This window comes from Dactylosporangium sp. NPDC005555, from assembly GCF_040605635.1.
GTDB lineage: Bacteria > Actinomycetota > Actinomycetes > Mycobacteriales > Micromonosporaceae > Dactylosporangium.
Window position 1 is genome coordinate 43,700 of sequence record NZ_JBEXDG010000055.1, and the last position, 24,078, is coordinate 67,777.

Consider the following 24,078-nt stretch of genomic DNA (forward strand, 5'->3'; position numbering starts at 1 on the left):
CGTTTTCTCGACCAGCCGGATGACAGACAGTAGAATCTCCCGCCCGGACTCGTTCTGCCGGAGATTCTTCGCTACTGTGACAGTTCTGGCGGAGAATTTCTGTCGCAGCTTTTCCGGAGGTATGTGTCGTGCAGCCGTACGCGTATGAACGCCACGAGCTCGTCGAGCCCGACTGGCGCCGCCTCCCCGGCTGGCGCGACGTCACCCGCGACGAATGGGAATCCGCCCAATGGCAGCGAGCCCACTGCGTCAAGAACATCGCCCAGCTGCGCACCGTCTACGGCGACCTCATCTCCGCCGACTTCTACGACGACCTCGCCCACGACCAGGCCACCCAGGCCACCATGTCGATGCTCGTCCCACCCCACATGATCAACACCATGGTGCCCACCGGCACGATCACCGACAAGACACTCCTCGCCGACCCCGTCCGGCGCTACATGCTGCCCGTCGCCTCCGACCGGCTCACCGACTTCGCGTCACACCCCCACGCCAGCCGCGACTCCCTGCACGAACACGACATGTGGGTCGCCGAAGGCCTCACCCACCGCTACCCGACCAAGGTCCTCGCCGAACTGCTGTCCACCTGCCCCCAGTACTGCGGCCACTGCACCCGCATGGACCTCGTCGGCAACAGCACCCCCACGGTGTCGAAGCTGCGCCTCGCCCTGAAACCCGTCGACCGCTACGACGCGATGATCACCTACCTGAAAGGCCAGCCCGGCGTCCGCGACGTCGTCGTCAGCGGCGGCGACGTCGCCAACGTCCCCTGGCCCCAGCTCGAAGCCTTCCTCATGCGACTGCTCGCCATCGACACCATCCGCGACATCCGCCTCGCCACCAAAGCCCTCGCCGGCCTCCCCCAGCACTGGCTGCAACCCGCCGTCGTCGAAGGCCTCGAACGCGTCGCCCGCACCGCCGCCCGCCGCGGCGTCAACCTCGCCATCCACACCCACGTCAACCACGCACAATCCCTCACCCCACTCGTCGCCCGCGCCGCCCACACCGCCCTCGAGGTCGGCGTCCGCGACGTACGCAACCAGGGCGTCCTCATGCGCGGCGTCAACGCCACCGCCGCCGACCTGCTCGACCTCTGCTTCGCCCTGCAAGGAGAGGCCGGCATCCTCCCGTACTACTTCTACATGTGCGACATGATCCCCAACGCCGAACACTGGCGCGTCGCCGTCTGGCAGGCCCAGCAGCTCCAGCACGACATCATGGGCTACCTGCCCGGCTACGCCACCCCGCGCATCGTCTGCGACGTGCCCTTCGTCGGCAAACGCTGGGTCCACATGGTCACCGACTACGACCGCGAGCGCGGCATCACCTACTGGACCAAGAACTACCGCACCTCCATCGAGGACTCCTCCATGGACCTCGACCGCACCTACCCGTACTACGACCCGATCGACACCCTCCCCGCCGCCGGCATCGCCAAATGGCGTGCCGAAGCGCAGCTACCCCTGGTCGCCTACGCTGGGTGAGTGCGCCGTAACATCCTGCGTCTGCTCGGGCTGAGCCTCGCCGCGGTCGCCGTCATCCTGTACATCAACTCGATCGGCGACAACGAGGAGGCCGGCCCTGACCCGGCCGGCCGCCTGCAGTGCGCGAAGAACGGCCACATCGCCGCCGCTTACGCGACCGCGTCGCCGACGAGCCGGGAGACCCGCACGCCGGAGCAGCTGGCCACCGCCTGGGCCCAAGCCCGCTCCACCACCCTGGTCCGGGGGCTGCACCGGGTGTACGAGGAACCCGAGCGGATCGACATCGCCTTCGACGCCAAGGCCCACACGGTCGCCGTGCTGACGTTCCGCTCCCACGACCCGCTCGGCTGGCATCTGGACGCCGTCGTCGCCTGCCAGCAACCCGTGATCCAACGCGCGACGAGCCCGAGCAGCGGTCCCTGACCAAGCAAAAACGGAAATCTGCCGCGTAGCGGCTGCTCTTTGTACTGGCGTGGCGTTAGCCACGTCGTCTAAGGCATCCTAGGATGCTAGGAATTGAACTGACGGTCGCGTCCCCAGAGGTAGGTGTCCCGCTCGGTCGCACGCTGGAGATGGACGAGCCGCACCTGCTCCGCACGCGACAGGCGGGGCGCGGCTACATCCCGGTCGCGCCGGGCCGCACGCCGGCTCACCCGGCCACGTCCCGGCGCAGGACCGCAAGCACGTCGTCGCAGTCAGGATCCATGGCGGCGACTCGATGACGACGCGCACGCCGCGTAAGGCATCCTAGGATACTAGGTGCATTCGTCAGGACACCGCCAGGGAATGGATCGCGCCGGCGCGGGTGCCGAAGTACATGGCGCCCTTCCACACGGCCGGGGTCGACTCGATGCAGCCGCCGATCTTCAGCTCCCACAGCAGCTTCGGCTGGGCGTTGGTGTCCTTCACGTCGTAGGCGTGCATGACGCCGGAGCAGTCGCCGATGAAGAGGGTGTCGTCGACGACGACCGGGGACTGCCAGGTCTCGTTGCCGGGGACGTGGAACTTCCAGTGGACGGCGCCGGTGGCGCGGTCCAGGCCCATGACGTCGCCGCCGGTGGTGTCGAAGATGGCGATGTCCTTGAAGAGGGCGGGCGTGCCCCAGATGCCGGCGGGTTTGCTGCCCTGATCCTTCACCGACCAGACGATGGGATTGTCGGGCTTCGACGGGTCGAGCTTCATCATCTGGCCGACCTGCTTGGAGCGGGCGTTGCCCTTCTCGTATTCGGAGCCGACGTAGAGGAAGCCGTCCTCGTCGATGACGATGGAGGCGTCGGTGTCGTCGCCGGTCCAGAAGCGGAAGACGCGGGTCGGGGTCTTGCCGGACTTCAGGCCGCTGATGTCCCAGCCCTGCACGAGGCCGCCGGAGTTCGCGAAGTACACGGTGTCCTTGTAGATCGCGACGGAGTTCTCGATGGAGACGTTGGTGTCGCCGAAGTCCTTGAGCAGTTGCGCGTCCCAGCCGGGGGTGTTGAAGACCAGCTTCGGGTCGACGGTGACCTTGCCGTTGGCGTCGTAGCCGCGGTTGAGCTTCACGATGTGGAACTGGCTGTTCTCGCCGCCCTCGAAGAGGTAGTCGTCGATGATGAGGCCGGAGCCGTCCCAGTCGTCGTTCCACATCGTCGGCTTGACCGCGCTCGCGGACAGTTTCCACAGCTCGGTGGGCTTGCCGCGGTCCAGAGCGATGACGCGGTAGTAGTTGTCGCGGGAGCCCGAGTAGAGCAGCGGGTAGCCGTCCGGGTCCATCGTGACGGTGCCCTTGATGATGTCGCCGGTCTGGAAGTCGGGGATGATCCGCTCGCCGGTGGCGGCGTCGAGGAAGTGGATCGCGCCGTCGTACGCGCCGAACACGACCCAGGTCCGGCCGTCCTTCTCGAAGACTGCGGGCTGGCCGGTCCAGCCGTTGCCGCACCACTGCGTCGTCTTGCCCTTGTCCTCCGACATGCGGCACAGGCCGCCGGTCTTCGGGAACTGCCACTTGCGCACCGGCATCTCGCGCGGCACGGGGCCCTGCCCGTAGTAGGTGCGGGTCGGGTTGCCGCGGAACGTGAGCAGGCCCTGCACCTTCGTCCCGTACGGCTTGCCGACCAGCGCCGGGTCGGACCAGCCGGTGAACTGCGGCTTGGCCGGCGACGCGGACGCGGCCGCGGCGGGCGCGGCGGTCGCGGAGACGTCCGGCGACTCGAACGCCGTGTCGCGCAGCGCGTACGCGGCGGTGGCGATCCCGCCGATGATCAGGGCCAGTGCGGCGGCGAGGGAGAGACGGAGGGTCCCCGTTCGTGACATGGCGACAGTATGTCGATCCCTCGCAATGTGCGGCTCCCCCGAACGGCGCTATGAGATCCGGGCCACCGGCCTCACCTGGGCCCGTGTCACGGCTTCTCGAAGTGCTGGTAGTCCACACCGGAGCGCCAGGATCCGCCCCACGTGAAGCCCTCGGCCTTGAACGCGGTCACCACCACGTCACCGGCGACGATCATGCCGGGTCTGACGTCGCCGCGGTCCAGGTAGTCCTTGCCGGCGGGCGGCATGATCTGCCTGCCCGGCAGGTACGGGTTCTCGACCGTGTTGATGTCGATGGCGCGGCCGTAGGCGTGGTTGGACCAGTGCTTGGTGTTCGGCACGTTGCGGCAGTTGAACGCCGAGGTGTTGTCGGCGGCCATCGAGGCGTCGTCGCTGCCGCCGTACGCCTCGATGGTCTGCATGCCGCGGATCGGGAAGCGGGCCTCGTACAGCCGGCCGAAGATCCGCACGACCGGGTCGGCGACGGCGCGGTGCACCACGAGCTCGCCGGTGTGCTCGGCGCCGTCGAAGCCGACGTAGGACAGCCGCAGCAGCCGCAGGTCGTCGAGGCCGACGGGGCAGCCCTGCCGCCACGACACGCCGGTCATGCGTTGCCGCGCCTCGGCGGGGAGCACCTCGACCGTGCCGACGAATGCGGCCGGTGTACTGGCGGCGACAGCCGGAGCGGACGCCGAGGCGGGAGCCGGAACCGTCGGTGACGGCGGCGACCCACTGGCCGCGGTGCCCCCGGTGCCGCCCCCGCAGCCCGCCAGCACGAGCAGGACCAGCGCCGACACCACGGCGGCGACGGGACGGGGGCAGGGGCGAACACGGTTGAGCATGTGGCCGATACTATGTGTCGTGCCGGTTGACCAGCGCAGACGACGCGCCCCACAGGTCCTGTTCGCGCTCGGCACGCTGTTGCTGGTGCTGACGGGCTGTGGCGGCAAGCCATCCGGCGCCCCGCGGGCTAGCTCGGCGCCGTCCGCCACGGACTCCGTCGAGCCGTCCGGAGAGGTTCCCGCGGCGTTCGGCAGCCCGTCCGGCTCGGCGTCGGCGTCCGTTGCGGCGTCACCGTCCGCATCGAAGAAGGCGTCTCCGTCGAAGACCGCGGCCGCGGCCACCGTGGCGAACGACGCCTCGCGGCTCAAGACCCTCCCGTCGAACACGACCCAGGTCGTCATCGTGCAGGCGGCGAGCGCGTCGGCGACGACGGCGAGCCTGCGGGCGTATGCGAAGACCAGCGGTGGGTGGCAGCCGGCGCTGTCGGCGATGACCGCGAAGATCGGCGGCAACGGGTTCAGCGGCAACAAGCGCGAGGGCGACAAGACGACCCCGACCGGCGTGTTCGCCTTCGACGCCACCATGTACGGCATCGCCGCGAACCCGGGCGTCAGGTACACCTACCACCGGGTGGTGCAGGACGACTGGTGGGACGAGAACAGCGCCTCGCCCGGCTACAACACGTTCCACCACGGCGCGAACCCGGGCGGGCCGAGCGAGCCGCTGTGGCAGATCAGCCCGCAGTACACGTATTTCGCGGTGATCCGCTACAACATGCCGGCGACGCCGGGCCGCGGGTCGGGGATCTTCCTGCACCAGAGCACCGGCGGGTCGACGCTCGGGTGTGTGAGCCTGCCGCAGGGTGACCTGGTGGCGTTGCTGCGGTGGCTGAACCCGGCGGCGAACCCGCGGATCGTCCTGTCGCCGACCGGCGACCTGTCGCGCTATTGAGCGGCGCCGGTCAGGTCACGTGGACGGTGCCGCAACCAGGACAGGTGAACAGGTGCAGGTCGGCGTCCAGCCGCAGGCCGGTCGGGCGTTCGTGGGCGCCGTTGTCCGGGGCGGACCAGTCCAGGTCCTGTTCCTCGACGGGGATCCAGTGGTAGGTCTCGGCGTCGTACTCGTGGTCGGTGATGACCAGCAGCAGTTCGGCGGGGGTGCCGCAGCGCGGGCACGGGATGTCGCCGGCGCGGCGCGGGTGACCGCCGACCTTCCAGCCGGGTGCGACGAACCCGCCGGCGATGCCGGGTGGCATGCGGTCGCGGAGGGCGGCGGGCAGCGCGTCGGCGCCTGGGTGGTCGGTGATCCGCTCCGGGTGCAGCAGGCACGGCGTGGGGATCCAGCCGGCGTGCTGGACGTCGCCCTGCGGCGGCTCGGTGAGCAGGTCGGCGGGCAGGTCCGCGGCGCGGCGGTAGCGGACGAGGACGGCGGGTCCGGCGACGTCGCGGAGGTGCTCGACCGGGCACCACAGCACCTGCAGCAGGTCGGCGCCGTCCAGCGCGGGAAGGACCTGCGGCAGGTCGGGGATGTCGGACGCCCACAGCTGCGCGACCGGGACGAGCGGGTTGGGGCTGGCGTGGCGGCGGCCCTCGCGACCGGCGGAGCGCAGTTCGCGGGTGCAGACCGGCCAGGGCTCGTCGGCGGGCCAGGCCAGGGGGCCCCCGACGTGGCTGTCGCCGGCGCGGGGCGCACCCTGCCCGGTCGCCCGGCGCGGGTGCAGGCGGGTCGCGGTCCTGCCGAGCGCGGTGAGCTCCGGGAACTCGGCCAGGATCTCCGGCGCGAACGGCGGAGTGATCATGGTGTCGAGGATAGACACGGCGAAAGCCGCGAAGCGGAGAGATCACTCAGGTTTCTCGTTCCACGCAACCAGTTGGCAACCGGCAGGGCGTCGGACCGGATGCCGGAAGGCATGATGATCATGGCGGTGGGAGCGGTTGTGGGCGCGTTGCGCAATTGTTACCGCGAACAACATTTTCGAAAACACGACAGGCTTGTGTCCACCGGTCGCGGAGGAATACGTTGCCGGACACAACAATCACCGTCGTCCCGAAGGCACCCCCGACGGTGGCCCCGCCCCGAACACCCTCGCGCCCCGGCAGGGCGCATATCCGAAAGGACCCGTGCAAATGCGCAAAGGGATCCTCTCCCTGTTGGCGGTAGGCGTCCTCGCCACTGGCGGGCTCACCGCCTGCGGCGACGACAAGGCGGCCGACCCCGGCACCGGCAGCAACGCCAAGAAGCCCAAGATCGGCGTGATCCTGCCCGACAGCAAGTCCTCAGCCCGCTGGGAGACCGCGGACCGCAAATATCTCGAGGCGGCGTTCAAGACCGCCGGCGTCGACTACGACATCCAGAACGCGCAGAACGACAAGGCCGCGTTCCAGACGATCGCCGAGCAGATGATCACGGGCGGCGTCAACGTCCTCATGATCGTCAACCTGGACTCCGGCACCGGCAAGGCCGTGCTCGACAAGGCCAAGGCCGCCGGCGTCGCGACCATCGACTACGACCGGCTGACGCTGGGCGGCTCCGCGGCGTACTACGTCAGCTTCGACAACGTCGCGGTCGGCAAGCTGCAGGGCGAGGGCCTCGTCAAGTGCCTCACCGACGCGAAGGTCACCAAGCCGGTCATCGCGGAGCTCAACGGCTCGCAGACCGACAACAACGCCACCCTGTTCAAGCAGGGCTACGACGGCGTGCTCAAGGCCAAGTACGACAGCGCCGAATACATCAAGGGCCCGGACCAGTGGGTCGCGGAGTGGGACAACACCACCGCCGGCACCACCTTCGAGCAGATGCTGACCTCGACGCCGAACATCGCGGGCGTCCTGGCCGCCAACGACGGCCTCGGCAACGCCGCGATCAACATCCTCAAGAAGCAGAAGCTCAACGGCAAGGTCCCGGTCACCGGCCAGGACGCCACCGTCCAGGGCCTGCAGAACATCCTCAACGGCGACCAGTGCATGACCGTCTACAAGGCCGTCAAGCAGGAGGCCGACGCGGCCGCCAAGCTCGCCATCGGCCTGGCCAAGGGCGAGAAGGGCGCCACCTCCCAGAAGGTGACCGACCCGGAGGGCAAGCGTGAGGTCGACGCGGTCCTGCTCACCCCGAAGTCGATCACCAAAGACAACGTGAAGGACGTCATCGACGACGGCTACGTCACGGTCGCCGAACTGTGCACCGGCGACTTCGCCGCCAAGTGCGCGACGGCGGGCATCAAGTAGCACCCGGCGCTCCCAACCCGGTGTCCGCTCCCCCAGGCGGACACCGGGTCCGCGCTGTGAACACACCCGTCGGACATGCAAGAAGGAGCATCGTGACCGACACACCTCTGCTGGAGATCCGTGGGCTCAACAAGAGCTTCGGACCGGTCCAGGTCCTGCGCGACGTGGACTTCTCCGCGTACGCCGGCCAGGTCACCGCCCTCGTCGGCGACAACGGCGCCGGGAAGTCCACCCTGGTCAAATGCCTCGGCGGGATCTACTCGATCGACTCCGGCGAGTACCTGTTCGACGGCAAACCGGTCAGCGTCCACGGGCCGCGCGACGCCGCCGCGCTCGGGGTCGACATCGTCTACCAGGACCTCGCGCTCTGCGACAACCTCGACATCGTCCAGAACATGTTCCTCGGCCGCGAGATCAAAAGTGGCATCGTCCTGGACGACATCACGATGGAGCAGCGGGCCGCGGAGACCCTGGCGAGCCTGTCGGTGCGCACCGTGCAGTCGGTCCGCCAGCACGTGTCGAGCCTGTCCGGCGGGCAGCGGCAGACCGTCGCGATCGCCAAGGCGGTGCTGTGGAACAACCGCCTCGTCGTGCTCGACGAGCCGACCGCGGCGCTCGGCGTCGCGCAGACCGCCCAGGTCCTCGAGCTGGTGCGGCGCCTCGCCGACAACGGCCTCGCCGTCGTGCTCATCTCGCACAACATGAACGACGTGTTCGCGGTCGCCGACCGGATCGCCGCGCTCTACCTCGGCCAGATGTGCGCCCAGGTCAGCGCGACCGACGTCACCCACTCGCAGGTCGTGGAACTCATCACCGCCGGTCGCAGCGGCGACCTCGGCCTGCGCAAGAACGGAGCGAAGGCATGACCGTGTCGACGGTGCCTCCTGAGGAGAAGGCGTCCGGGGGGCAGTCCGCGACGCTGGGGCTGTACGTCCGCACCTACTTCCAGAAGGTGCGGGGCGGGGACATGGGCGCGCTGCCCGCCATCCTCGGCCTGATCGCGCTCACCATCATCTTCTCGGTCGCGCGGCCGGTGTTCTTCAGCGCCGCGAACTTCGCCAACCTGCTGTCCCAGGGCGCCGCCGTCACGGTCATCGCCATGGGCCTGGTGTTCGTGCTCCTGCTCGGCGAGATCGACCTGTCCGCCGGCTATGCCAGCGGTGTCTGCGCCGCGGTCCTGGCGACCCTGCTGACCACGCACGGGTTCCCGTGGTACGTGGCGATCCTCGGCGCGGTCGTGACCGGCGTCGTCATCGGCATCGTCATCGGCCTGCTGGTGTCGAAGATCGGCATCCCGTCGTTCGTGGTGACCCTGGCCGCGTTCCTCGCCTTCCAGGGTGCGGTGCTGCTGCTCATCAAGGGCGGCACGATCATCTCCGTCGACGACCCGACCATCAAGCTGATCAACTTCGACGGCCGGTTCACCCCGTTGCAGGGCTGGATCCTGTACGGCGTCACGATCGCCGGACTCGCCGCGCTGCAGCTGTGGAAGCGCACCAGCCGGGCCCGCCGCGGCCTGGCCGTCGAGCCGATGTCGGTGATCGCGCTGCGGGTCGGCTCGATCGCCGCGCTCATGGGCATCGGCGTCTACGTGCTCAACCTCGAACGCGGCCGCAACATCCTGTTCTCGCAGAAGGGGGTGCCGATGGTCGTCCTGCTCATCGGCATCCTGCTGGTGATCTGGACGTTCGTGCTGGGCCGCACCGCCTACGGCCGGCATCTGTACGCGGTCGGCGGCAACAAGGAGGCCGCCCGCCGGGCCGGGATCAACGTCGACGGGATCCGCATCTCCGTCTTCGTCATCTGCTCCGGCATGGCCGCGATCGGCGGCATCATCGCCGCGTCGCGGCAGGCGTCCGTCGACCCGAACACCGGCGGCAGCAACGTGCTGCTCTACGCCGTCGGCGCGGCCGTCATCGGCGGCACCAGCCTCTTCGGCGGCAAGGGCCGCGTCCTGGACGCCGTGCTCGGCGGCGCGGTCGTCGCCGTCATCGAGAACGGCATGGGCCTCATGCAGTACAGCGCCGGGCAGAAGTTCGTCGTCACCGGTGTCGTCCTGCTCGCCGCCGCCGGCATCGACGCCCTCTCCCGGCGCCGGGCCGCATCAGCCGGGCTGAGATAGCCGCGCCCTCCCGCCGGGCGGAACAGGTGCCACAACGGACCTGTTCCGCCCGGCGGGACGGTCGTACGGTAAGCGCCACGCACCACCAACGAGAAAGACGAGCATGCGCGTCGGCCCCAGCCAGGAGGAGATCCGCAGGAGCAACCTCGGTGCTCTGCTGCGATCCGTGCACCTGCACGGCGCCATGTCCCGCGCCGACCTGACCACCAGTCTGGGCCTCAACCGCAGCACGATCGGCGCCCTCACCGCCGACCTCGCCGCCGCCGGGCTCGTCAGCGAAGGCGTCCCCCGCGAGCAGCGCGGCCGGGCCGGGCGCCCGTCGCTGGTCGTGCGGCCCGAGTCCGAGCACGTGTACGTCTTCGCGTTCGCCGTCGAGGTCGACCGGATCGTCGCGGCCCGCGTCGGCCTCGGCGGGGTCGTGCTCGACCGGCACGCCGCCGTCCGCGAACGCGGCGACCGCAGCGCCGCGCAGGTCGTCGCGCCGATCGCCGACTTCGTCCGGCAGATGCAGAAGGCCGCCCCGCCCGGCGCCCGGCTCGTCGGCAGCGCCGCGGCGGTCTCCGCCATGGTGCGCCGCGAGGACGGGTTCGTCCGGCTCGGCCCGGAGCTCGGCTGGGTCGACCAGCCGCTCGGCGAAGCCCTCGCCGACGTCATCACCAGCACCGGCGTCGACCTGTTCCCCGCCACCGGCCTGCGCACCGTCACCCCCGGCGTCGTGCCCGCGCAGCGCAGCCCGCTGCGGGAGGACCTCGTCGGCGTCCCCGCAACACCGTCCCCCGCCGGTACCGGCGACGCGGACGACCTCGAGGACGACTTCACCGAACCGGACCCGCCACAGACGAGGCCCCTGGTGCAGGTGCGCAACAACGCCGACCTCGCCGCGCTCGCCGAACACGCCCGGGGCGCCGCCGTCGGCTGCGACAACGTCGTCTACCTCTACGGCGACGCCGGCGTCGGCGGCGGCATCATCGCCGCCGGGCGGCCCGTCACCGGCCACGGCGGTTACGGCGGCGAGGTCGGGCACATGGTCGTCAACCCGGCCGGCAAACCGTGCAGCTGCGGCTCCCACGGCTGCTGGGAGACCGAGATCGGCGAGCACGCGCTGCTCACCGCCGCCGGCCGCAACCCCTCCGCCGGCCGCGACGGCATCCTCGCCGTCGTCGACGCCGCCGGCCGCGGCGACGCGTCCGCGCAGGCGGCGGTCCGGCAGGTCGGCGACTGGCTCGGCTTCGGCGTCGCCAACCTCGTCAACATCTTCAACCCCGAGATGGTGATCTTCGGAGGGACGCTGCGGGAGGTGTACCTCGCCTCCGCCGCACAGGTGCGCAGCCGCCTCAACCGCAACGCCCTGCCCGCCTGCCGCGAACACGTCCGCCTGCGCACCCCGGTCCTCGGCGAGGACGCCGCCCTGCTCGGCGCCGCCGAGCTCGCGTTCGAGCCGCTCTTCGCCGACCCCCTCGACTTCGCCTGATCACCGCCCCGCATTCCGTCGTCCGGGGTGCGGTGCGGTTGCCGGGAGCCGCGACGTCTCAGTTCCGCACCCTGTCACCCGATCTTGCCGGGCACTGGACGGGAACTGCGACAGGGAGGCGACAGGCGCATGTTGACCAGGCTGCTGCATGTCGTGGCCCAGCACCGGGGGTTCACGATCCTCTGCGGCTGCGTCGCCGCCGTCACCATCACCCTGTTCGTCGCGCTCGTCACCGGCGTCGGCGGCCCCATCGTCTCGCAGAACACGTCCAACATCGCCCTGTTCGCCGCCGCGCTCACCGCCGCCTGGGGCTGCCTCGCCAAGGCGCTGCGCCCCGCCCCGCCCCGGGTGCGCTGGTCCTGGGCGCTGACCGGGTTCGGCGCGCTGTCCTGGGGCGTCGGGCAGTTCTTCTGCATCTGGTACGAGACGTTCCTCGGCGTCGACGTGCCGTTCCCCTCCTTCGCCGACGCCGGCTACTTCTGGATGATGCCGTTCACCGCCACCGGCCTGCTCCTGCTGCCGATGAGCCGGCAGAGCGTCGCCCAGCAGGCCCGCAGCATCCTCGACGGCCTCATGATCGCCGCGTCGCTGCTGCTCATCACCTGGATCCTGATCCTCGGCCCGCTCGCCCGGCAGGGCGCGGACAGCTTCCTCGCGCTGCTGGTCACCCTCTGGTACCCCGGCGGCGACGTCGTCGTGCTCACCGTCGTGCTGTTCATGCTCGCCCGGCTGCGCGCCGGCGGGCAGCGCCCCATGTCCCTGCCGCTCGTCGGCACCGGCCTGGCCGCGTTCACCGTCTCCGACAGCGGCTACGCGTACCTGACCCTCGTCGACACCTACGGCTCCGGCGCCGTGCTGGACCTCGGCTGGTTCGTCGGCTTCGCCCTGATCCTCGTCGCGTCCCGCAAGCCCGACGCCGAGCACGAGGTCGAGACCCCCGCGGCGCTGACCCGCCCGCTCGGCGTCATGCTGCCGTACCTCGCGGTCGTCGGCTCGCTGATCACCAGCACGTTCGAGGTCGTCCGGCACGGCGCCCACGACCCGGTCGTGTCCTGGTCGCGCTCGGCGATCATCCTGCTGATCGTCGGCCGGCAGCTGCTCACCCTGCTGGAGAACCGCAACCTGACCCGCGACCTCGAGGACCGGGTCGAGGCCCGCACCGCCGAACTGCGCGCCAGCGAGCAGCGCTTCCAGGCGCTCGTGCAGCACAGCTCCGATGTCGTCACCGTCGTCGCCCTGGACGGCTCCGTCACCTACCAGTCCGAGTCGATCGCCCGTGTCTTCGGCTACCCCCGCGAGCACGTCACCGGGCGGCGCATCCTCGACTTCCTCGGCGACGAGGCCGGCGACCGGCTCGAGGAGGCGTTCGGCGCGGTCTCCGAGACCCCCTACGCCAGCCGGGTCGTGGAGATCCCGATGCGGCACTCCGACGGCGAGTTCCGCCTCGCCGAGGTCACCGTCACCAACCTCCTCACCGACCTCAACGTGCAGGGCCTCGTGCTGAACTCCCGCGACATCTCCGAACGCAAGGAGCTCGAGGATCAGCTCGTCCACGAGGCGTTCCACGACGGCCTCACCAAACTCGCGAACCGGGCCCTGTTCAAGGACCGCGTCGAGCTGGCGCTGCGCCGCCGCGGCGACGCCGACATCGCCGTGCTCTTCCTCGACCTCGACGGGTTCAAGGAGGTCAACGACAGTCTCGGGCACGCCGCCGGCGACCAGCTGCTCGTCCAGGTCGCCGACCGGCTCTGCGCCGCCGTGCGCCCCGGCGACACCGTCGCCCGCTTCGGCGGCGACGAGTTCGCGGTCCTCATCGACCTGGCCGGCGAGGCGGAGGGCGCGGCCGGCGACGCCGACGACCTGGCCACCCGCATCATCGACGCCCTCGACCGGCAGTTCGACATCGACAACACCGAGATCCACGTGCAGGGGTCCATCGGCATCGCCCTCACCGGCCCCGACGCCGCCGACGCCGACCAGCTGATGCGCAACGCCGACCTCGCCATGTACCGCGCGAAGTCGACCGGCGAGGGCACCTTCGCCCGCTACGACCCCGCCATGCACACCGGCCTCGTCGACCGGCTGCAACTCGCCGCCGACCTGCGCCGCGCGCTGGAGGGCAGCACCGGCGAACTGGTCCTCTACTACCAGCCGACGATCGAGCTGCGCTCCGGCACCATCACCGGCTTCGAGGCGCTCGTGCGCTGGCAGCACCCGGTGCGCGGGATGATCTCCCCCGCCGACTTCATCCCCCTGGCGGAGTCGACCGGGCTCATCCGGCCGCTCGGCCAGTGGGTCCTCGCCGAGGCCAGCCGGCAGTGCGTCGAATGGGGCCGGCACGACCCCGAGCGGACGCTCACCATGGCCGTCAACGTCTCCGGCCGCCAGTTCGACCAGACCGACCTGCCGGCGATCGTCACCGCGGTCCTCGCCGACACCGGGCTGCCACCGGAGCGGCTGTGCCTGGAGATGACCGAGAGCGTGCTGATGACCGACACCGAGGAGAACCTCGCGGTCCTGCTCAGCCTCAAGGCGATCGGGGTCAAGCTGGCCATCGACGACTTCGGCACCGGCTACTCGTCCCTGGCGTACCTGCGCCGCTTCCCCGTCGACACGCTGAAGATCGACCGGTCGTTCGTCGAACGCATCGGCGGCGCGACGCCCGACGCGGCGCTGGCCCGCACGATCGTGCAGCTCGGGCAGAGCCTGGGGATGGCGACGGTCGCCGAGGGGATCGAGCAGTACGCGCAGTTCCTCGCGCTGCGCCGGATGGGCTGCGACCTCGGCCAGGGCTACTACTTCGCCCGCCCGCTGCCCGCCGACGAGGCCGGTGCGCTCCTGCGGGATCCGGCCGCGCTCGTCGCCTGAGCCGGCGCACGCCGGTGCACCCGCCGCCGGCACCGCACGGTGAACCCGGGCTGCACCCTGTCCCGCACCGAATCGTCAACCGTCCCGCGGGACCGTGATCAGGCGGTTGTTCAACGCTGCCCGCGGAAGATCCGCCGCTGCCGCAACGGATGTTCCGGATTTATCACGAGAATGGAGTCCATTACATGACGGCTGCCATCACCGACCAGGCGCGTCTCGACCTTCCGGGGCACTGGCCGGCCGCCCTCGGCCCGAGAGCGCTGGCCGGCTTCGACGTGCCGACGCCGTTCCTGGCGGTCGACCTGGACACCGTCGTGGACCGGTACACCGCCTTCGCCGCCGCCATCCCCGGTGTGCAGACGTTCTACGCGATGAAGTGCAACCCCAGCGCCGACATCCTCGGCACCCTCGCCGCGCTCGGCTCCAGCTTCGAGGTCGCCTCCATCGGCGAGCTGCGGATGCTGCAGGAGATCGGCGTCGACCCCGCCGAGGTCCTGTACAGCAACCCGATCAAGCCGCCCGCCGCGATCGTCGAGGCCCGCAAGGCCGGCCTGTGGCGCTTCAGCTTCGACTCCGAGGGCGAGCTGCGCAAGCTCGCCGAGCTCGCCCCCGGCGCCGCCGTCTACATGCGGCTGCGCGTCGACGACTCGACCAGCAGCTTCCCGCTGTCACGCAAGTTCGGCGCGGAGGCGCACGAGGCCCGCGCGCTGCTGCTGCTCGCCCGTGAGCTGGGCCTGCGCCCGTACGGTGTGACCTTCCACGTCGGGTCGCAGTGCGCGACGACGAGCGCGTGGCGGCAGGCGATCGCGGCCGCCGGCCGGCTCATGGCGGCCCTCGCGACCGACGGCGTGCGCCTGGAGATGCTCGACCTCGGCGGCGGCTTCCCCGCCCGCTACGTCGAGCGTGTGCCGTCCCTGACCCAGATCGCCGACACGATCGTCCCCGCGCTGGACGAGCTGCTGCCCTACAGGCCGGCCGTCCTGGCCGCCGAGCCGGGCCGGCACCTCGTCGCGGAGAGCTCCGTCATGGTGTCCTCCGTCCTCGGCCGCGAGGTCCGGGCCGGGGAGAACTGGCTGTACCTCGACATCGGCGCGTACCACGGCATGATGGAGACCCAGCAGACCGTGCAGCAGTGGCGTTTCCCGCTGTGGACGTCCCGGACCGACCACGCCCTCGTGCCGCACCTGCCGTTCACCGTCACCGGGCCGTCCTGCGACAGCTCCGACACGATGTTCTACGGCGTCAACCTCCCGTCGACCATCGACGTCGGCGACAAGCTGTACATCGGCTCCGCCGGCGCGTACACGCTGAGCTACGCCTCGAACTTCAACGGCTTCCCGCCGCCGGAGCCCGTGTTCGTCGGCGGCGTCGCCCCGTCCGCCAACCCCGTCCACCTGCCCGGCCACCTGCCCTCGGCGAGGGTGGGCGGCGTCTGATGACCACGGCCGTTGCGCCCCCGCGGACGCACCGGCCCGAACGTCCCGCCCGCCATCGCAGTGACACACCCGGCGGGCGTCGGCGCGCCGGGCGGTTGCGCGAGCTCATGGTGTCCGGGCTCGTCGACTCGTTCGGCCTGTCCCTGGGCTGGACCGTCTTCAGTCTCGTCGCCGTCGACCGGGGCGGCCTCGCCCTGGCCGGACTCTTCAACGCCGCCATGCTCCTCGGCGTCGTGCTGTCCGCACCCGTCACCGGCCGGCTCGCCCGGCACCTGCACGGGCGCAAGCTGCTGCTGCTCGCCGGCGGCACCGAGGGCGTGCTGCGGGTCGCGACACTCGCCGCGCTGCTCGCCGGCTACGACGGCAAGCTCATCGCGGCGGGCGTCGTCGTCATGCACATCGCCGCCTACGCCGGGTTCGCCGCGATGCGCGCCGAGGTCGCCGCCGTCGACGCCCGCCCCCAGGCCATGACCCGATACGCGCTGTCCATCGCCGCCGTCGAGGCCGCGGGCGCCGGCATCGCCGCGCTGCTCCCGCTGCGCGGCAACTTCGAGGTGGCGGTGTTCCTGGTGTACGGGCTGAGCCTCGTCCCGACGATCCTCACCGCACGACGAGCGCGGGTGCGTGACTCCGCCTCGGCCCCTCCGGCCGCCACGCGCCTGCAGCGGCACCGGGGCAGGCTGCCGTGGCCGGTGCTCGCCGGCGGCGGGTGTGTCACCCTCCTCGCGGCGGGCCCGACGCTGCTGTCCGTGGCACTCGCCAGCGAGCTGCACGGGCACGCCGCGGTCGCGGGCGCGGCGATCGCGTTCAGCGCCGGCTGCCTGCTGTCGTCGTCCGCGGTCACCGTCGTCGACAGGCTCCGCCTCCCCATCCAGGTCACCTGGCCGCTGTGGGGCGTCGGGATGCTGATCGGCTGGCTCCTCGCCCCGGCGCACGTGGCCGGGCTGCTCTTCGCGCAGTTCCTGTCCGGGCTGTCGATGACCGCCTTCGAGGGCGGCATGGACGCCCGGATCGCCCGCGACGCCACCCCCGGCACCGTGACCCGGGTCCTCGCGTGGAGCGCCTCGACCCGCGCCCTCGGCGGCGCGGTCGCCGTGCGCTTCCTGCCGGCCCTGGTCGCGGCGCCGGCGATCGGCCTCACCAGCGGCGTCGCGGCGGCGACCCTGGGGGCGGCGGCGCTCGCCGCCCTGGTCCGGTTCCGCCTCGTCAGCTTCAAGGGAGCACCTTGAGCAGCTCCTCCGCGAGCGGTTCCGCCGATGCCGGGTTCTGGCCGGTGAACAGGTTGCGGTCCACGACCGTGTACGGCTTCCAGGCCTCGCCGCGGCTGAACCGCACGCCCATCGCGACGAGCTCGTCCTCGGCGAGCCACCTGGCCTTGTCCGCCAGCCCGACCGCCGCTTCCTCGTCGTTGGTGTACGCCGTGACCCGGTACCCGGCGAACGGCGACACCCCGTCGCGCCGCGTCGCCAGCATGGCCACCGGAGCGTGACACACCACGGCGAGCGGGCGGCCACCGGCGAGGGCCGCGGCCAGCAGCCGCCCCGAGTCGGCGTCCTGCCACAGGTCCTCCATCGGCCCGTGCCCACCCGGGTAGTAGACGGCTGCGTAGTCCTCGAGCCGGACGTCCTTGACGTCGACCGGCCGCCGGAGCTCCTCTGCGGCCCGCAGGGTCGCCTCCTGGTCCAGGGCCGCCTGCGCCCCACCGGCCATCTCCGGCCGCAGGCTCATCACGTCCACGTGCGGCACCACCGCACCGGGCGTCGCCACCACCACCGCATACCCCGCCCCGGTGAACACGCTGTAGGGCGCCGCGAACTCCTCCGCCCAGTACCCGGTCGGATGCCTCGTGCCGTCCCGCAACGTCCAGTAGCTCGCCCCGGTCATCACGAACAGGATCTTCGCCATGCCCAAATCGTCCCCGCCCCTCCTGCGCCTGCCACAGCCCCGGCGGGTGATTCCGGCGCCCGCACCGGTAAGCAGTACTGCGCAGAAAATGGTCCGCTCGCTGCGATGGCTGTCATTGTCGAGCCGCTCACCTGTCAATTCCTGATTGGAGGCTCGAATGCGGAAGTCCGTGCGCGCCAGAATCGCATCCGTCGCAGCGGCCGTCGTGATGGGCGTGGGCGCCGTCGCGCTCCAGGCCAGTCCCGCCGCGGCCTGGTCCACCGGCAACGTGTGGGTGAACTTCGGCTCCTGGAACTGCGTCGACGGCGGGACCGTCGACGGGATCTACTGGGCGGTCGACACGCTCTCCAGCGGCCCGGCGGGCGGCGACTGGGGCGACAACGTCATCTACCCGCAGGTCCGGGTCGGCTCCGGGTCCTTCAACACCCTGAGCTACCAGTTGTTCTGCCGCAAATGGGGCTGGTACACCTACCGCAGCGTCGTGAGCCAGCGGACCCTGACGCCGTACCAGTCGGGGCTGAGCTACACGTACTGACGCCCAGGTGGTCGTCCGTCCCCCGGCGGACGACCACCTTCGCCTACGATCCTCGATGTGCTGGCCGACATGTCATGGTTGAACGAGCCCGGCGAATGGTCCGTCGACGACGGCGTGCTCCGCGCGGTCACGGAACTGCGCACCGACTTCTGGCGCGAGACGTTCTACGGCTGGACGACCGACAACGGGCACTTCTACCACCGTCCGACGACCGGCGACTTCACCGCCGAGGTCCTCGTGTCCGCGAAGCACACGACCCGCTTCGACCAGGCCGGCATGATGGTCCGCGCCGACGCCCGCAACTGGCTGAAGACCGGCCTCGAGATCACCTCCGGCACCCTGCACGTCAGCACCGTGTACACCCGCGACTACTCCGACGTGTCGATGGTCGCGCTCGCGGGCTCCCCCGCGTCGGTGGCGCTGCGGGTGTCCCGCTTCGGCAGCGCCGTCACCGTGCACTGCCGCGCCGACGACGGCCCGTGGCAGCTGCTGCGCCTCGGCCACCTCGACCTCCCGGCCACGGTCGGCGTCGGCGTCATGTGCTGCTCACCGGAGCGCGCCGGCCTCGAGGCCACCTTCCGCGACCTGCGCATCGGCCCGCCGATGTCCCGCGACAACCTCGAGTGACGACCTCGGCACCCCGACGTCGACAGTTGTGACGGGGCGCTTCGTCGAGTGCGGAGGTGCCATCATGCGGGGTGTGGTGGATCACGGGGTTTGGTATGCGATGCCGGAGTTGGTGGGGCGGCGGGTCAAGCTCGAGCCGTTGCGGGTGGAGCATGCCGAGGGGTATCTGAGGGCGGCCGGGAGTCCGGACGAGTCGGCGGAGATCTTCAGGTGGCAGAGTCCGGCCGGTGGGGCGCTGGCGCGGCCGGTCACCGTCGCGGATGCGCGGGGGCACATCGAGGCGGCGCTGGTGGGGCGGGCTCGTGGGGCGCGGTTGCCGTACGCGCAGATCGATGCCGTCACCGGGGAGGTGGCGGGGACGACGTCGTTCGCGGATCCGGATCCCGGGCTGCGCACGATCACGATCGGGTACACGTGGCTGGGTCAGCGGTGGTGGGGTTGCGGGGCGAACGTCGAGGCGAAGCTGCTGATGCTGACGTTCGCGTTCGAGGCGCTCGGCGCGGTGCGGGTCGGGCTGGTCACCGACGTGCTCAACGAGCGGGCGCGGCGGGCCATCGAGCGGCTCGGCGCCACGCGGGAGGGTGTGCTGCGCAAGCATCGCCGGCGTGGGGACGGGTCGTGGCGGGACACCGTCGTGTATTCGATCGTCGATGACGAGTGGGAGCGGGTGCGCCAGGTGCTCAACGCGCGGTTGGAGCGCTGAGCAGGGCCTCGACCTCGTCGGCGAGCTCGGTGACGGGCGGCGGGCGTCGAGTTCGACGGTCGCGCCGCGGCGCAGCAAGGGTTCGATCTCCCGTGTGTACTGGAGGTCCCGGATCTACGGTTTCCCGCATGAGCGCGGAGCGTAGTCATTGGATTGCGAAACGTGTTCGCGTCTTCGGGGCGCGGCCGAGCGTCGGTGACGGGGGACGGGATGCGCGAGCAGTCCGGGTTGACGTCGAGTGCCACGGGTCGCGTCCGGTCGAAGCGGCGGCGGGTGCGCACCGGTCTCGCGTTGATGGCGGCGGGGCTGATCGGGCTCGCCACGGGCGGGCCGGCGTTCGCGGGCCTCATGGGGCAGCCCGGTGGCGCCTCCCCCGGGCCGTCCGGGGTGGCGAGCATGCCGGCTCCGTCCACGAAGGCGTCGCCGGTGCCGAAGGCACAGCGGGCGGGCAGCTCACCGACCGGGACCGCGGCGCGGCCCTCGGACGCCACGACGAGCGACGGCGGTCCGGGAGCAGCGAAGGCACCGGCCGGCCAGCCTTCAGGTCGGCCGGCGGATGACGCCGGCGGCCCCTCGGGCGCGGCGCGCGGTCCGCTGGACGCCGACGGCAACCCGGCGGACGCGGTCATCGACGACGCGATGATCGACAACCCGGTCGCCGAGCCCGGACCGGCACCCACCGACCCCGCTGATGACGGCGAACCGGCCGGTTCGGCCCCCCGCACGACGGACACCGGCGGGGGTCGGGCACTTCGGCGGTTCCAGCGGTGACGAGGTCGGGGCGGGTGAGCGCTTCACGGTGAGCGGGTCGGGGTTCGCGCCGCACTCGACGGTGAAGGTGGCGCTGTACTCCGAGCCGTCCGTCCTCGCCACGACGATGACCGACGGGACCGGCACGTTCAGCGTCGAGGTGTCGATGCCGCAGACCGGCGGGCCGCACACGCTGGTCGCGGCGGGCACCGACAGCGCGGGTGAGGCGCGGTACCTGACCCTGGCCGTGACGGTCGGCGCGGAGCACGTCGCGCTGGCGGCGCACGGCGACGCGGGCGGCGGCGTCCTCGCGGTGACCGGCGACCCGGTCCGCGACATCGCGGGCACGGGCGCGGCGCTCATCATGGCCGGCGTCGTCCTCGTCGGGCTGGCGCGGCGGCCGGAAAAGCACTGAGGGCACCCCGTGACGGGATGCCCTCAGCGGGTGGAACGAATGTTCAATGTCCTGCCTCGGCGTGGTACCGCTCGACGAGATCCGAACGGATCCGGCCGCGGTCGGACACCTCGATGCCCTTGGACAGGGCCCATTCACGGATGGCCCGGTTCTGCTCCCGCTCAGCGCGGGCGGACAGGACCGGCCGGACCCGGCCGCCCGGACGAGCCGGTGCGGTGGGTGCGGGGATGAGACGGCCGACCTTGCTCGCGGCGCCGACGAACGGTGCGAGGGTGTCGCGCAGTTCGCCGGCGTGCTTCGCGGAAAGGTCGATCGTGTACTGCACGCCGTCGAGGCCGAAGCTGACACTCTCGTCGGCGAGTTCGCCGTCGAGGTCGTCGATCAGCTCATGGATCACGCGTCTGGCCATGGCGATGCTGCCTTCCGATACGGGGAGTTACTTCCGGGCCTGCCAGTTGCCCGAATTTCGCGTAAAAAACGGTCAGACGGGCAGTGACGGGCACGGAACGGTCGTTGGAGCGTACCCGAAGAGTAACCGCTCTCAGACGGCGGCCCGGGCGGACTGCCGCGCCCTGGTGGCGTCGCGACGCTCCACGAACCGGCTCGCCTGCGTGTCGAGGTCGGCCAGGTACTTCGACAGTTCCTCGCGGGCCGCCTCGCCGTCGCCGGTCAGCCCGGTCCGCTCGAACGCCTTCACCTGACGCAGCACCGGGGCGAGGACGTCGTCGTGGTGCTGGCGCAGGTCGTAGATGCCGGCCATGGCGATCTGGACCGACTTTCGGCCGAAGTTCTCGATCGTGTGGCCGGGCATCTGGAACGACTTCGCGACCTTCGTCACGGCCCGCATCGACGCGTTGGGCGCGACGTCGAACGCGGCGTTGAGCAGGTTGCGGTAGAAGATCATGTGGAGGTTCTCGTCGTTGGCGACCTTCACCAGGAGCTGCTCACAGAGCGGGTCGCCGCTGGCGGTGCCGGTGTTGCGGTGCGACACACGGGTCGCCAGTTCCTGGAACGACACGTAGGCGACCGACTCGATGAGCCCCTCGTAGGAGTTGGCGAAGCCGCCCTCCATGTGGGTCATCCGGGCCCGCTCGAGCGCGACCGGGTCGACGGCCCGCGTGGCCAGGAGGTAGTCGCGGATCGCGACGCCGTGCCGGCCCTCCTCCGCCGTCCAGCGGTGCACCCACGTGCCCCATGCGCCGTCGCGACCGAAGATCGTGGCGATCTCGTGGTGGTAGCTCGGCAGGTTGTCCTCGGTCAGCAGGTTCACGATGAGGGAGGTGCGCGCCACGTCCGACAACTTCGACTGGCCGGGCTCCCACGCCTCACCGCCGAGCACGCCGTCGAAGTCGCGGCCCTGGCTCCACGGCACGTACTCGTGCGGGAACCATTCCTTGGCCGTGGCCAGGTGACGGTTGAGGTTGGCCTCGACCACCGGCTCCAGCTCGTCGAGCAGGGCCAGGGTGGCGGTGGGCTCGGTCGTCACGGAACCTCCGTTGATTGCATGGGATCGTTTGGTACTGAAGTGAAACATGCTCAACTAGTCGGCGGCCAGCAGCGAATCAGGCGTCGGCGCCGTGCCGCCCAGGTGCGCTGGCTGCCAGAACACGCCGTCGGGCTGATGCGGGTATTCGCGCTGGGCCCGGTCCAGCATCGTGGTCATTCGGGTCCGAAGCTCCGCGCTGACCGCGTCGGCGTTGTCCTTGCGGGTCGGGTGCAGCGGCTCGCCCGCGATGATCGTGATCGGCACCCCACGCTGGGTGAGGTTCTTCGGGTGACCCTTCGTCCAGAACCGCTGCGTGCCCCACAGCACCATCGGCACCAGCGGCGTGCCGGTCGCCGCGGCGAGCCGGGCGGCGCCGGACTTGAGGTCCTTCACGGTGAACGACTGGCTGATCGTCGCCTCCGGGAACACCCCGACGACCTCGCCGGACTTCAGGTTCCCCAGCGCCGCCTTATAGCTTGCCATGCCCGCGTCCCGGTCGACGGGGATGTGCCGCATGCCACGCATCAGCGGGCCGCCGATCTTGTGTCGGAAGATCGACTCCTTGGCCATGAACCGCACGAGCCGCTTGGAGGCGTTGGCGCCCAGCCCGCAGAAGATGAAGTCGAGGTACGACACGTGGTTGCAGGCGATGACCGCCCCACCCGTGGCCGGCACGTGCTCGGCACCCTCGATGGTAATACGCATATTGAGCGCCCGGAACATCGTCTTCGCGAACGCGATGACCGGGGGGTACACGAGATCAGCCATGCCATTAAGCTACCGACCTTTGGTGGAGGCCACCCGGTACCCTGCCCCAAGGTCGTTTCTTTCTACTCTTGTAATGGAGCACGGGTGTCGGTCGACCAGGACCTCGAGAACGACGAAGCCGGCGAGAACGACGAGCCCGTAGAGGACGTCATCATCGTCGTGCCGCCGCCGCAGTTCGGCACGCCCGGCCCGCCGATCCGGCGCTCGCCGCTGCTCATCGGCCTGTTCGGCGGGCTGGGGCTGCTGCTGGCCTACAGCCTGTATCAGGCCGTCGACCAGGTCCGGTCGATCCTGGTGCTCATCTTCATCGCGATGTTCCTGGCGATCGGCCTCAACCCGGCCGTCGTCCGGCTCACCCGGTGGGGCATGCCGCGAGTGCTCGCCGTGGCCACCGTCGGCATCGGCGCGATGCTGCTGCTGTGCGGCGGCCTGCTCGCGCTGATCCCGCCGCTGGTGACGCAGACCGGGGCGCTGGTGGAGAACCTGCCCACCTACATCGACAACCTGCGCCACCAGGACCAGCTCAACAAGCTCAACGAGGACTACAAGCTGCTCGACCAGCTGAAGTCCGTGGCGACCGCCGGCAACGTCACCAAGGCGCTCGGCGGCGTCTGGGGCGGCGCGCAGGTCGTGTTCAGCGCCCTGTTCAACATCGTGACCGTGGTCGTGCTCACGCTGTACTTCATGGCCGCGTTCGACCGGTTGAAGGAGGGCGGCTACAAGCTGGTCCCCGCCTCCCGCCGGCAGCGGGTCGCGCTGCTCGGCGACGAGATCCTCACGAAGGTCGGCGCCTACCTCGGCGGCGCGCTCGCGATCGCGGTCATCGCCGGCATCTCGTCGTTCGTGTTCCTGCTCATCGTGGGGATCGCGTACCCGTACGCCCTGGCGGTCCTCGTCGCGATCACCGACCTCATCCCGCAGATCGGCGCGACGCTGGGCGCGATCGTGGTGAGCATCGTCGGGTTCGCCACCAGCATCCCCGCGGGCATCGCGTGCGTCATCTTCTTCGTCATCTACCAGCAGGTGGAAAACTACCTGATCTACCCGACGGTGATGCGCCGCGCGGTGAAGGTCAGCGACCTCGCCGCCATCCTGTCGGTGCTGCTCGGCGTGGCCATGATGGGCGTCGTCGGCGCGCTGATCGCGATCCCGGTCGTCGCCGCGGTCCAGCTGATCGTCCGCGAGGTCCTCATCCCCCGCCAGAACGCGCGCTGACGG

Annotated in this window: 23 protein-coding genes; 16 read left to right on the plus strand and 7 right to left on the minus strand. The window is 70.6% G+C overall.

Features of this window, described 5'->3' with window-relative positions; all coding sequences use genetic code 11:
* Window positions 1-95 precede the first annotated feature (95 nt).
* Together ABZS58_RS39870 and ABZS58_RS39875 are read left to right on the plus strand one after the other, a co-directional pair.
* Window positions 96-1,484: a lysine 2,3-aminomutase gene (locus ABZS58_RS39870; RefSeq protein ID WP_354788885.1), complete on the plus strand. Its 1,389-nt coding sequence runs from the start codon at window positions 96-98 to the stop codon at window positions 1,482-1,484.
* On the plus strand, window positions 1,485-1,907 hold the full coding sequence (locus ABZS58_RS39875) for a hypothetical protein (RefSeq protein WP_354788834.1): 423 nt from the start codon (window positions 1,485-1,487) through the stop codon (window positions 1,905-1,907).
* A gap of 345 nt (window positions 1,908-2,252) precedes the next feature.
* On the opposite strand, the gene ABZS58_RS39880 is transcribed toward ABZS58_RS39875, so the two are convergent.
* A complete protein-coding gene (locus ABZS58_RS39880; protein ID WP_354788835.1) occupies window positions 2,253-3,770 on the minus strand; it encodes a PQQ-binding-like beta-propeller repeat protein in 1,518 nt (505 codons plus the stop codon).
* An 86-nt stretch (window positions 3,771-3,856) separates the two neighbouring features.
* Window positions 3,857-4,609 carry a M15 family metallopeptidase gene (locus tag ABZS58_RS39885; RefSeq protein ID WP_354788837.1) on the minus strand — a complete coding sequence of 251 codons (753 nt, stop codon included), beginning with the start codon at window positions 4,607-4,609 and terminating at the stop codon, window positions 3,857-3,859.
* A gap of 19 nt (window positions 4,610-4,628) precedes the next feature.
* Here ABZS58_RS39885 and ABZS58_RS39890 point away from each other — a divergent pair, with 19 nt between their 5' ends.
* Window positions 4,629-5,501 (plus strand): L,D-transpeptidase family protein, encoded by an 873-nt coding sequence (locus ABZS58_RS39890; protein ID WP_354788839.1) that lies wholly within the window; start codon window positions 4,629-4,631, stop codon window positions 5,499-5,501.
* A gap of 10 nt (window positions 5,502-5,511) precedes the next feature.
* Here the strand turns inward: ABZS58_RS39890 and ABZS58_RS39895 are convergent, their stop codons facing one another.
* Window positions 5,512-6,348, minus strand: coding sequence for a hypothetical protein (locus tag ABZS58_RS39895; RefSeq protein WP_354788841.1), 837 nt, complete (start codon window positions 6,346-6,348; stop codon window positions 5,512-5,514).
* A gap of 328 nt (window positions 6,349-6,676) precedes the next feature.
* Here ABZS58_RS39895 and ABZS58_RS39900 point away from each other — a divergent pair, with 328 nt between their 5' ends.
* The 7 genes from ABZS58_RS39900 (at window position 6,677) to ABZS58_RS39930 (ending at window position 16,900) form a co-directional block, all read left to right on the plus strand.
* Complete coding sequence (locus tag ABZS58_RS39900; protein ID WP_354788843.1) at window positions 6,677-7,774, plus strand: substrate-binding domain-containing protein; 1,098 nt, start codon at window positions 6,677-6,679, stop codon at window positions 7,772-7,774.
* Between the two features lie 92 nt (window positions 7,775-7,866).
* A complete protein-coding gene (locus tag ABZS58_RS39905; RefSeq protein WP_354788844.1) occupies window positions 7,867-8,640 on the plus strand; it encodes an ATP-binding cassette domain-containing protein in 774 nt (257 codons plus the stop codon).
* Complete coding sequence (locus tag ABZS58_RS39910; RefSeq protein ID WP_354788846.1) at window positions 8,637-9,896, plus strand: ABC transporter permease; 1,260 nt, start codon at window positions 8,637-8,639, stop codon at window positions 9,894-9,896. The genes ABZS58_RS39905 and ABZS58_RS39910 overlap by 4 nt, the downstream gene beginning before the upstream one ends.
* 103 nt (window positions 9,897-9,999) lie before the next feature.
* On the plus strand, window positions 10,000-11,367 hold the full coding sequence (locus ABZS58_RS39915) for an ROK family protein (protein WP_354788848.1): 1,368 nt from the start codon (window positions 10,000-10,002) through the stop codon (window positions 11,365-11,367).
* A 129-nt stretch (window positions 11,368-11,496) separates the two neighbouring features.
* Window positions 11,497-14,235 (plus strand): EAL domain-containing protein, encoded by a 2,739-nt coding sequence (locus tag ABZS58_RS39920; protein WP_354788849.1) that lies wholly within the window; start codon window positions 11,497-11,499, stop codon window positions 14,233-14,235.
* Between the two features lie 185 nt (window positions 14,236-14,420).
* Entirely contained in the window at window positions 14,421-15,671 is a 1,251-nt protein-coding gene (locus ABZS58_RS39925; RefSeq protein ID WP_354788851.1) for a type III PLP-dependent enzyme, read from the plus strand.
* Complete coding sequence (locus tag ABZS58_RS39930; RefSeq protein ID WP_354788852.1) at window positions 15,671-16,900, plus strand: hypothetical protein; 1,230 nt, start codon at window positions 15,671-15,673, stop codon at window positions 16,898-16,900. Before ABZS58_RS39925 ends, ABZS58_RS39930 begins: the two co-directional genes overlap by 1 nt.
* Here the strand turns inward: ABZS58_RS39930 and ABZS58_RS39935 are convergent.
* Window positions 16,884-17,576, minus strand: coding sequence for a type 1 glutamine amidotransferase domain-containing protein (locus ABZS58_RS39935; protein WP_354788854.1), 693 nt, complete (start codon window positions 17,574-17,576; stop codon window positions 16,884-16,886). The two genes, ABZS58_RS39930 and ABZS58_RS39935, sit on opposite strands and share 17 nt — an antisense overlap.
* A gap of 157 nt (window positions 17,577-17,733) precedes the next feature.
* Here ABZS58_RS39935 and ABZS58_RS39940 point away from each other — a divergent pair, with 157 nt between their 5' ends.
* From ABZS58_RS39940 to ABZS58_RS39960, 5 genes are all read left to right on the plus strand, one after another.
* Window positions 17,734-18,111, plus strand: a complete 378-nt coding sequence (locus ABZS58_RS39940; protein WP_354788856.1) for a hypothetical protein — start codon at window positions 17,734-17,736, stop codon at window positions 18,109-18,111.
* A 69-nt stretch (window positions 18,112-18,180) separates the two neighbouring features.
* A complete protein-coding gene (locus ABZS58_RS39945) occupies window positions 18,181-18,738 on the plus strand; it encodes a DUF1349 domain-containing protein (RefSeq protein ID WP_354788857.1) in 558 nt (185 codons plus the stop codon).
* A 100-nt stretch (window positions 18,739-18,838) separates the two neighbouring features.
* A complete protein-coding gene (locus ABZS58_RS39950; RefSeq protein ID WP_354788859.1) occupies window positions 18,839-19,441 on the plus strand; it encodes a GNAT family protein in 603 nt (200 codons plus the stop codon).
* A 273-nt stretch (window positions 19,442-19,714) separates the two neighbouring features.
* Window positions 19,715-20,212 (plus strand): hypothetical protein, encoded by a 498-nt coding sequence (locus ABZS58_RS39955; RefSeq protein WP_354788860.1) that lies wholly within the window; start codon window positions 19,715-19,717, stop codon window positions 20,210-20,212.
* A gap of 28 nt (window positions 20,213-20,240) precedes the next feature.
* On the plus strand, window positions 20,241-20,606 hold the full coding sequence (locus tag ABZS58_RS39960) for a hypothetical protein (RefSeq protein WP_354788862.1): 366 nt from the start codon (window positions 20,241-20,243) through the stop codon (window positions 20,604-20,606).
* Between the two features lie 43 nt (window positions 20,607-20,649).
* On the opposite strand, the gene ABZS58_RS39965 is transcribed toward ABZS58_RS39960, so the two are convergent.
* From ABZS58_RS39965 to ABZS58_RS39975, 3 genes are all read right to left on the minus strand, one after another.
* Window positions 20,650-21,015: an Lsr2 family protein gene (locus ABZS58_RS39965; protein WP_354788863.1), complete on the minus strand. Its 366-nt coding sequence runs from the start codon at window positions 21,013-21,015 to the stop codon at window positions 20,650-20,652.
* A 132-nt stretch (window positions 21,016-21,147) separates the two neighbouring features.
* Window positions 21,148-22,092, minus strand: coding sequence for an acyl-ACP desaturase (locus ABZS58_RS39970; protein ID WP_354788864.1), 945 nt, complete (start codon window positions 22,090-22,092; stop codon window positions 21,148-21,150).
* Between the two features lie 54 nt (window positions 22,093-22,146).
* Window positions 22,147-22,860: a lysophospholipid acyltransferase family protein gene (locus tag ABZS58_RS39975; protein ID WP_354788866.1), complete on the minus strand. Its 714-nt coding sequence runs from the start codon at window positions 22,858-22,860 to the stop codon at window positions 22,147-22,149.
* Between the two features lie 150 nt (window positions 22,861-23,010).
* Between ABZS58_RS39975 and ABZS58_RS39980 the strand changes: the two genes are divergently transcribed.
* Window positions 23,011-24,075: an AI-2E family transporter gene (locus tag ABZS58_RS39980; protein WP_354788887.1), complete on the plus strand. Its 1,065-nt coding sequence runs from the start codon at window positions 23,011-23,013 to the stop codon at window positions 24,073-24,075.
* The last annotated feature ends 3 nt before the right edge of the window (window positions 24,076-24,078 follow it).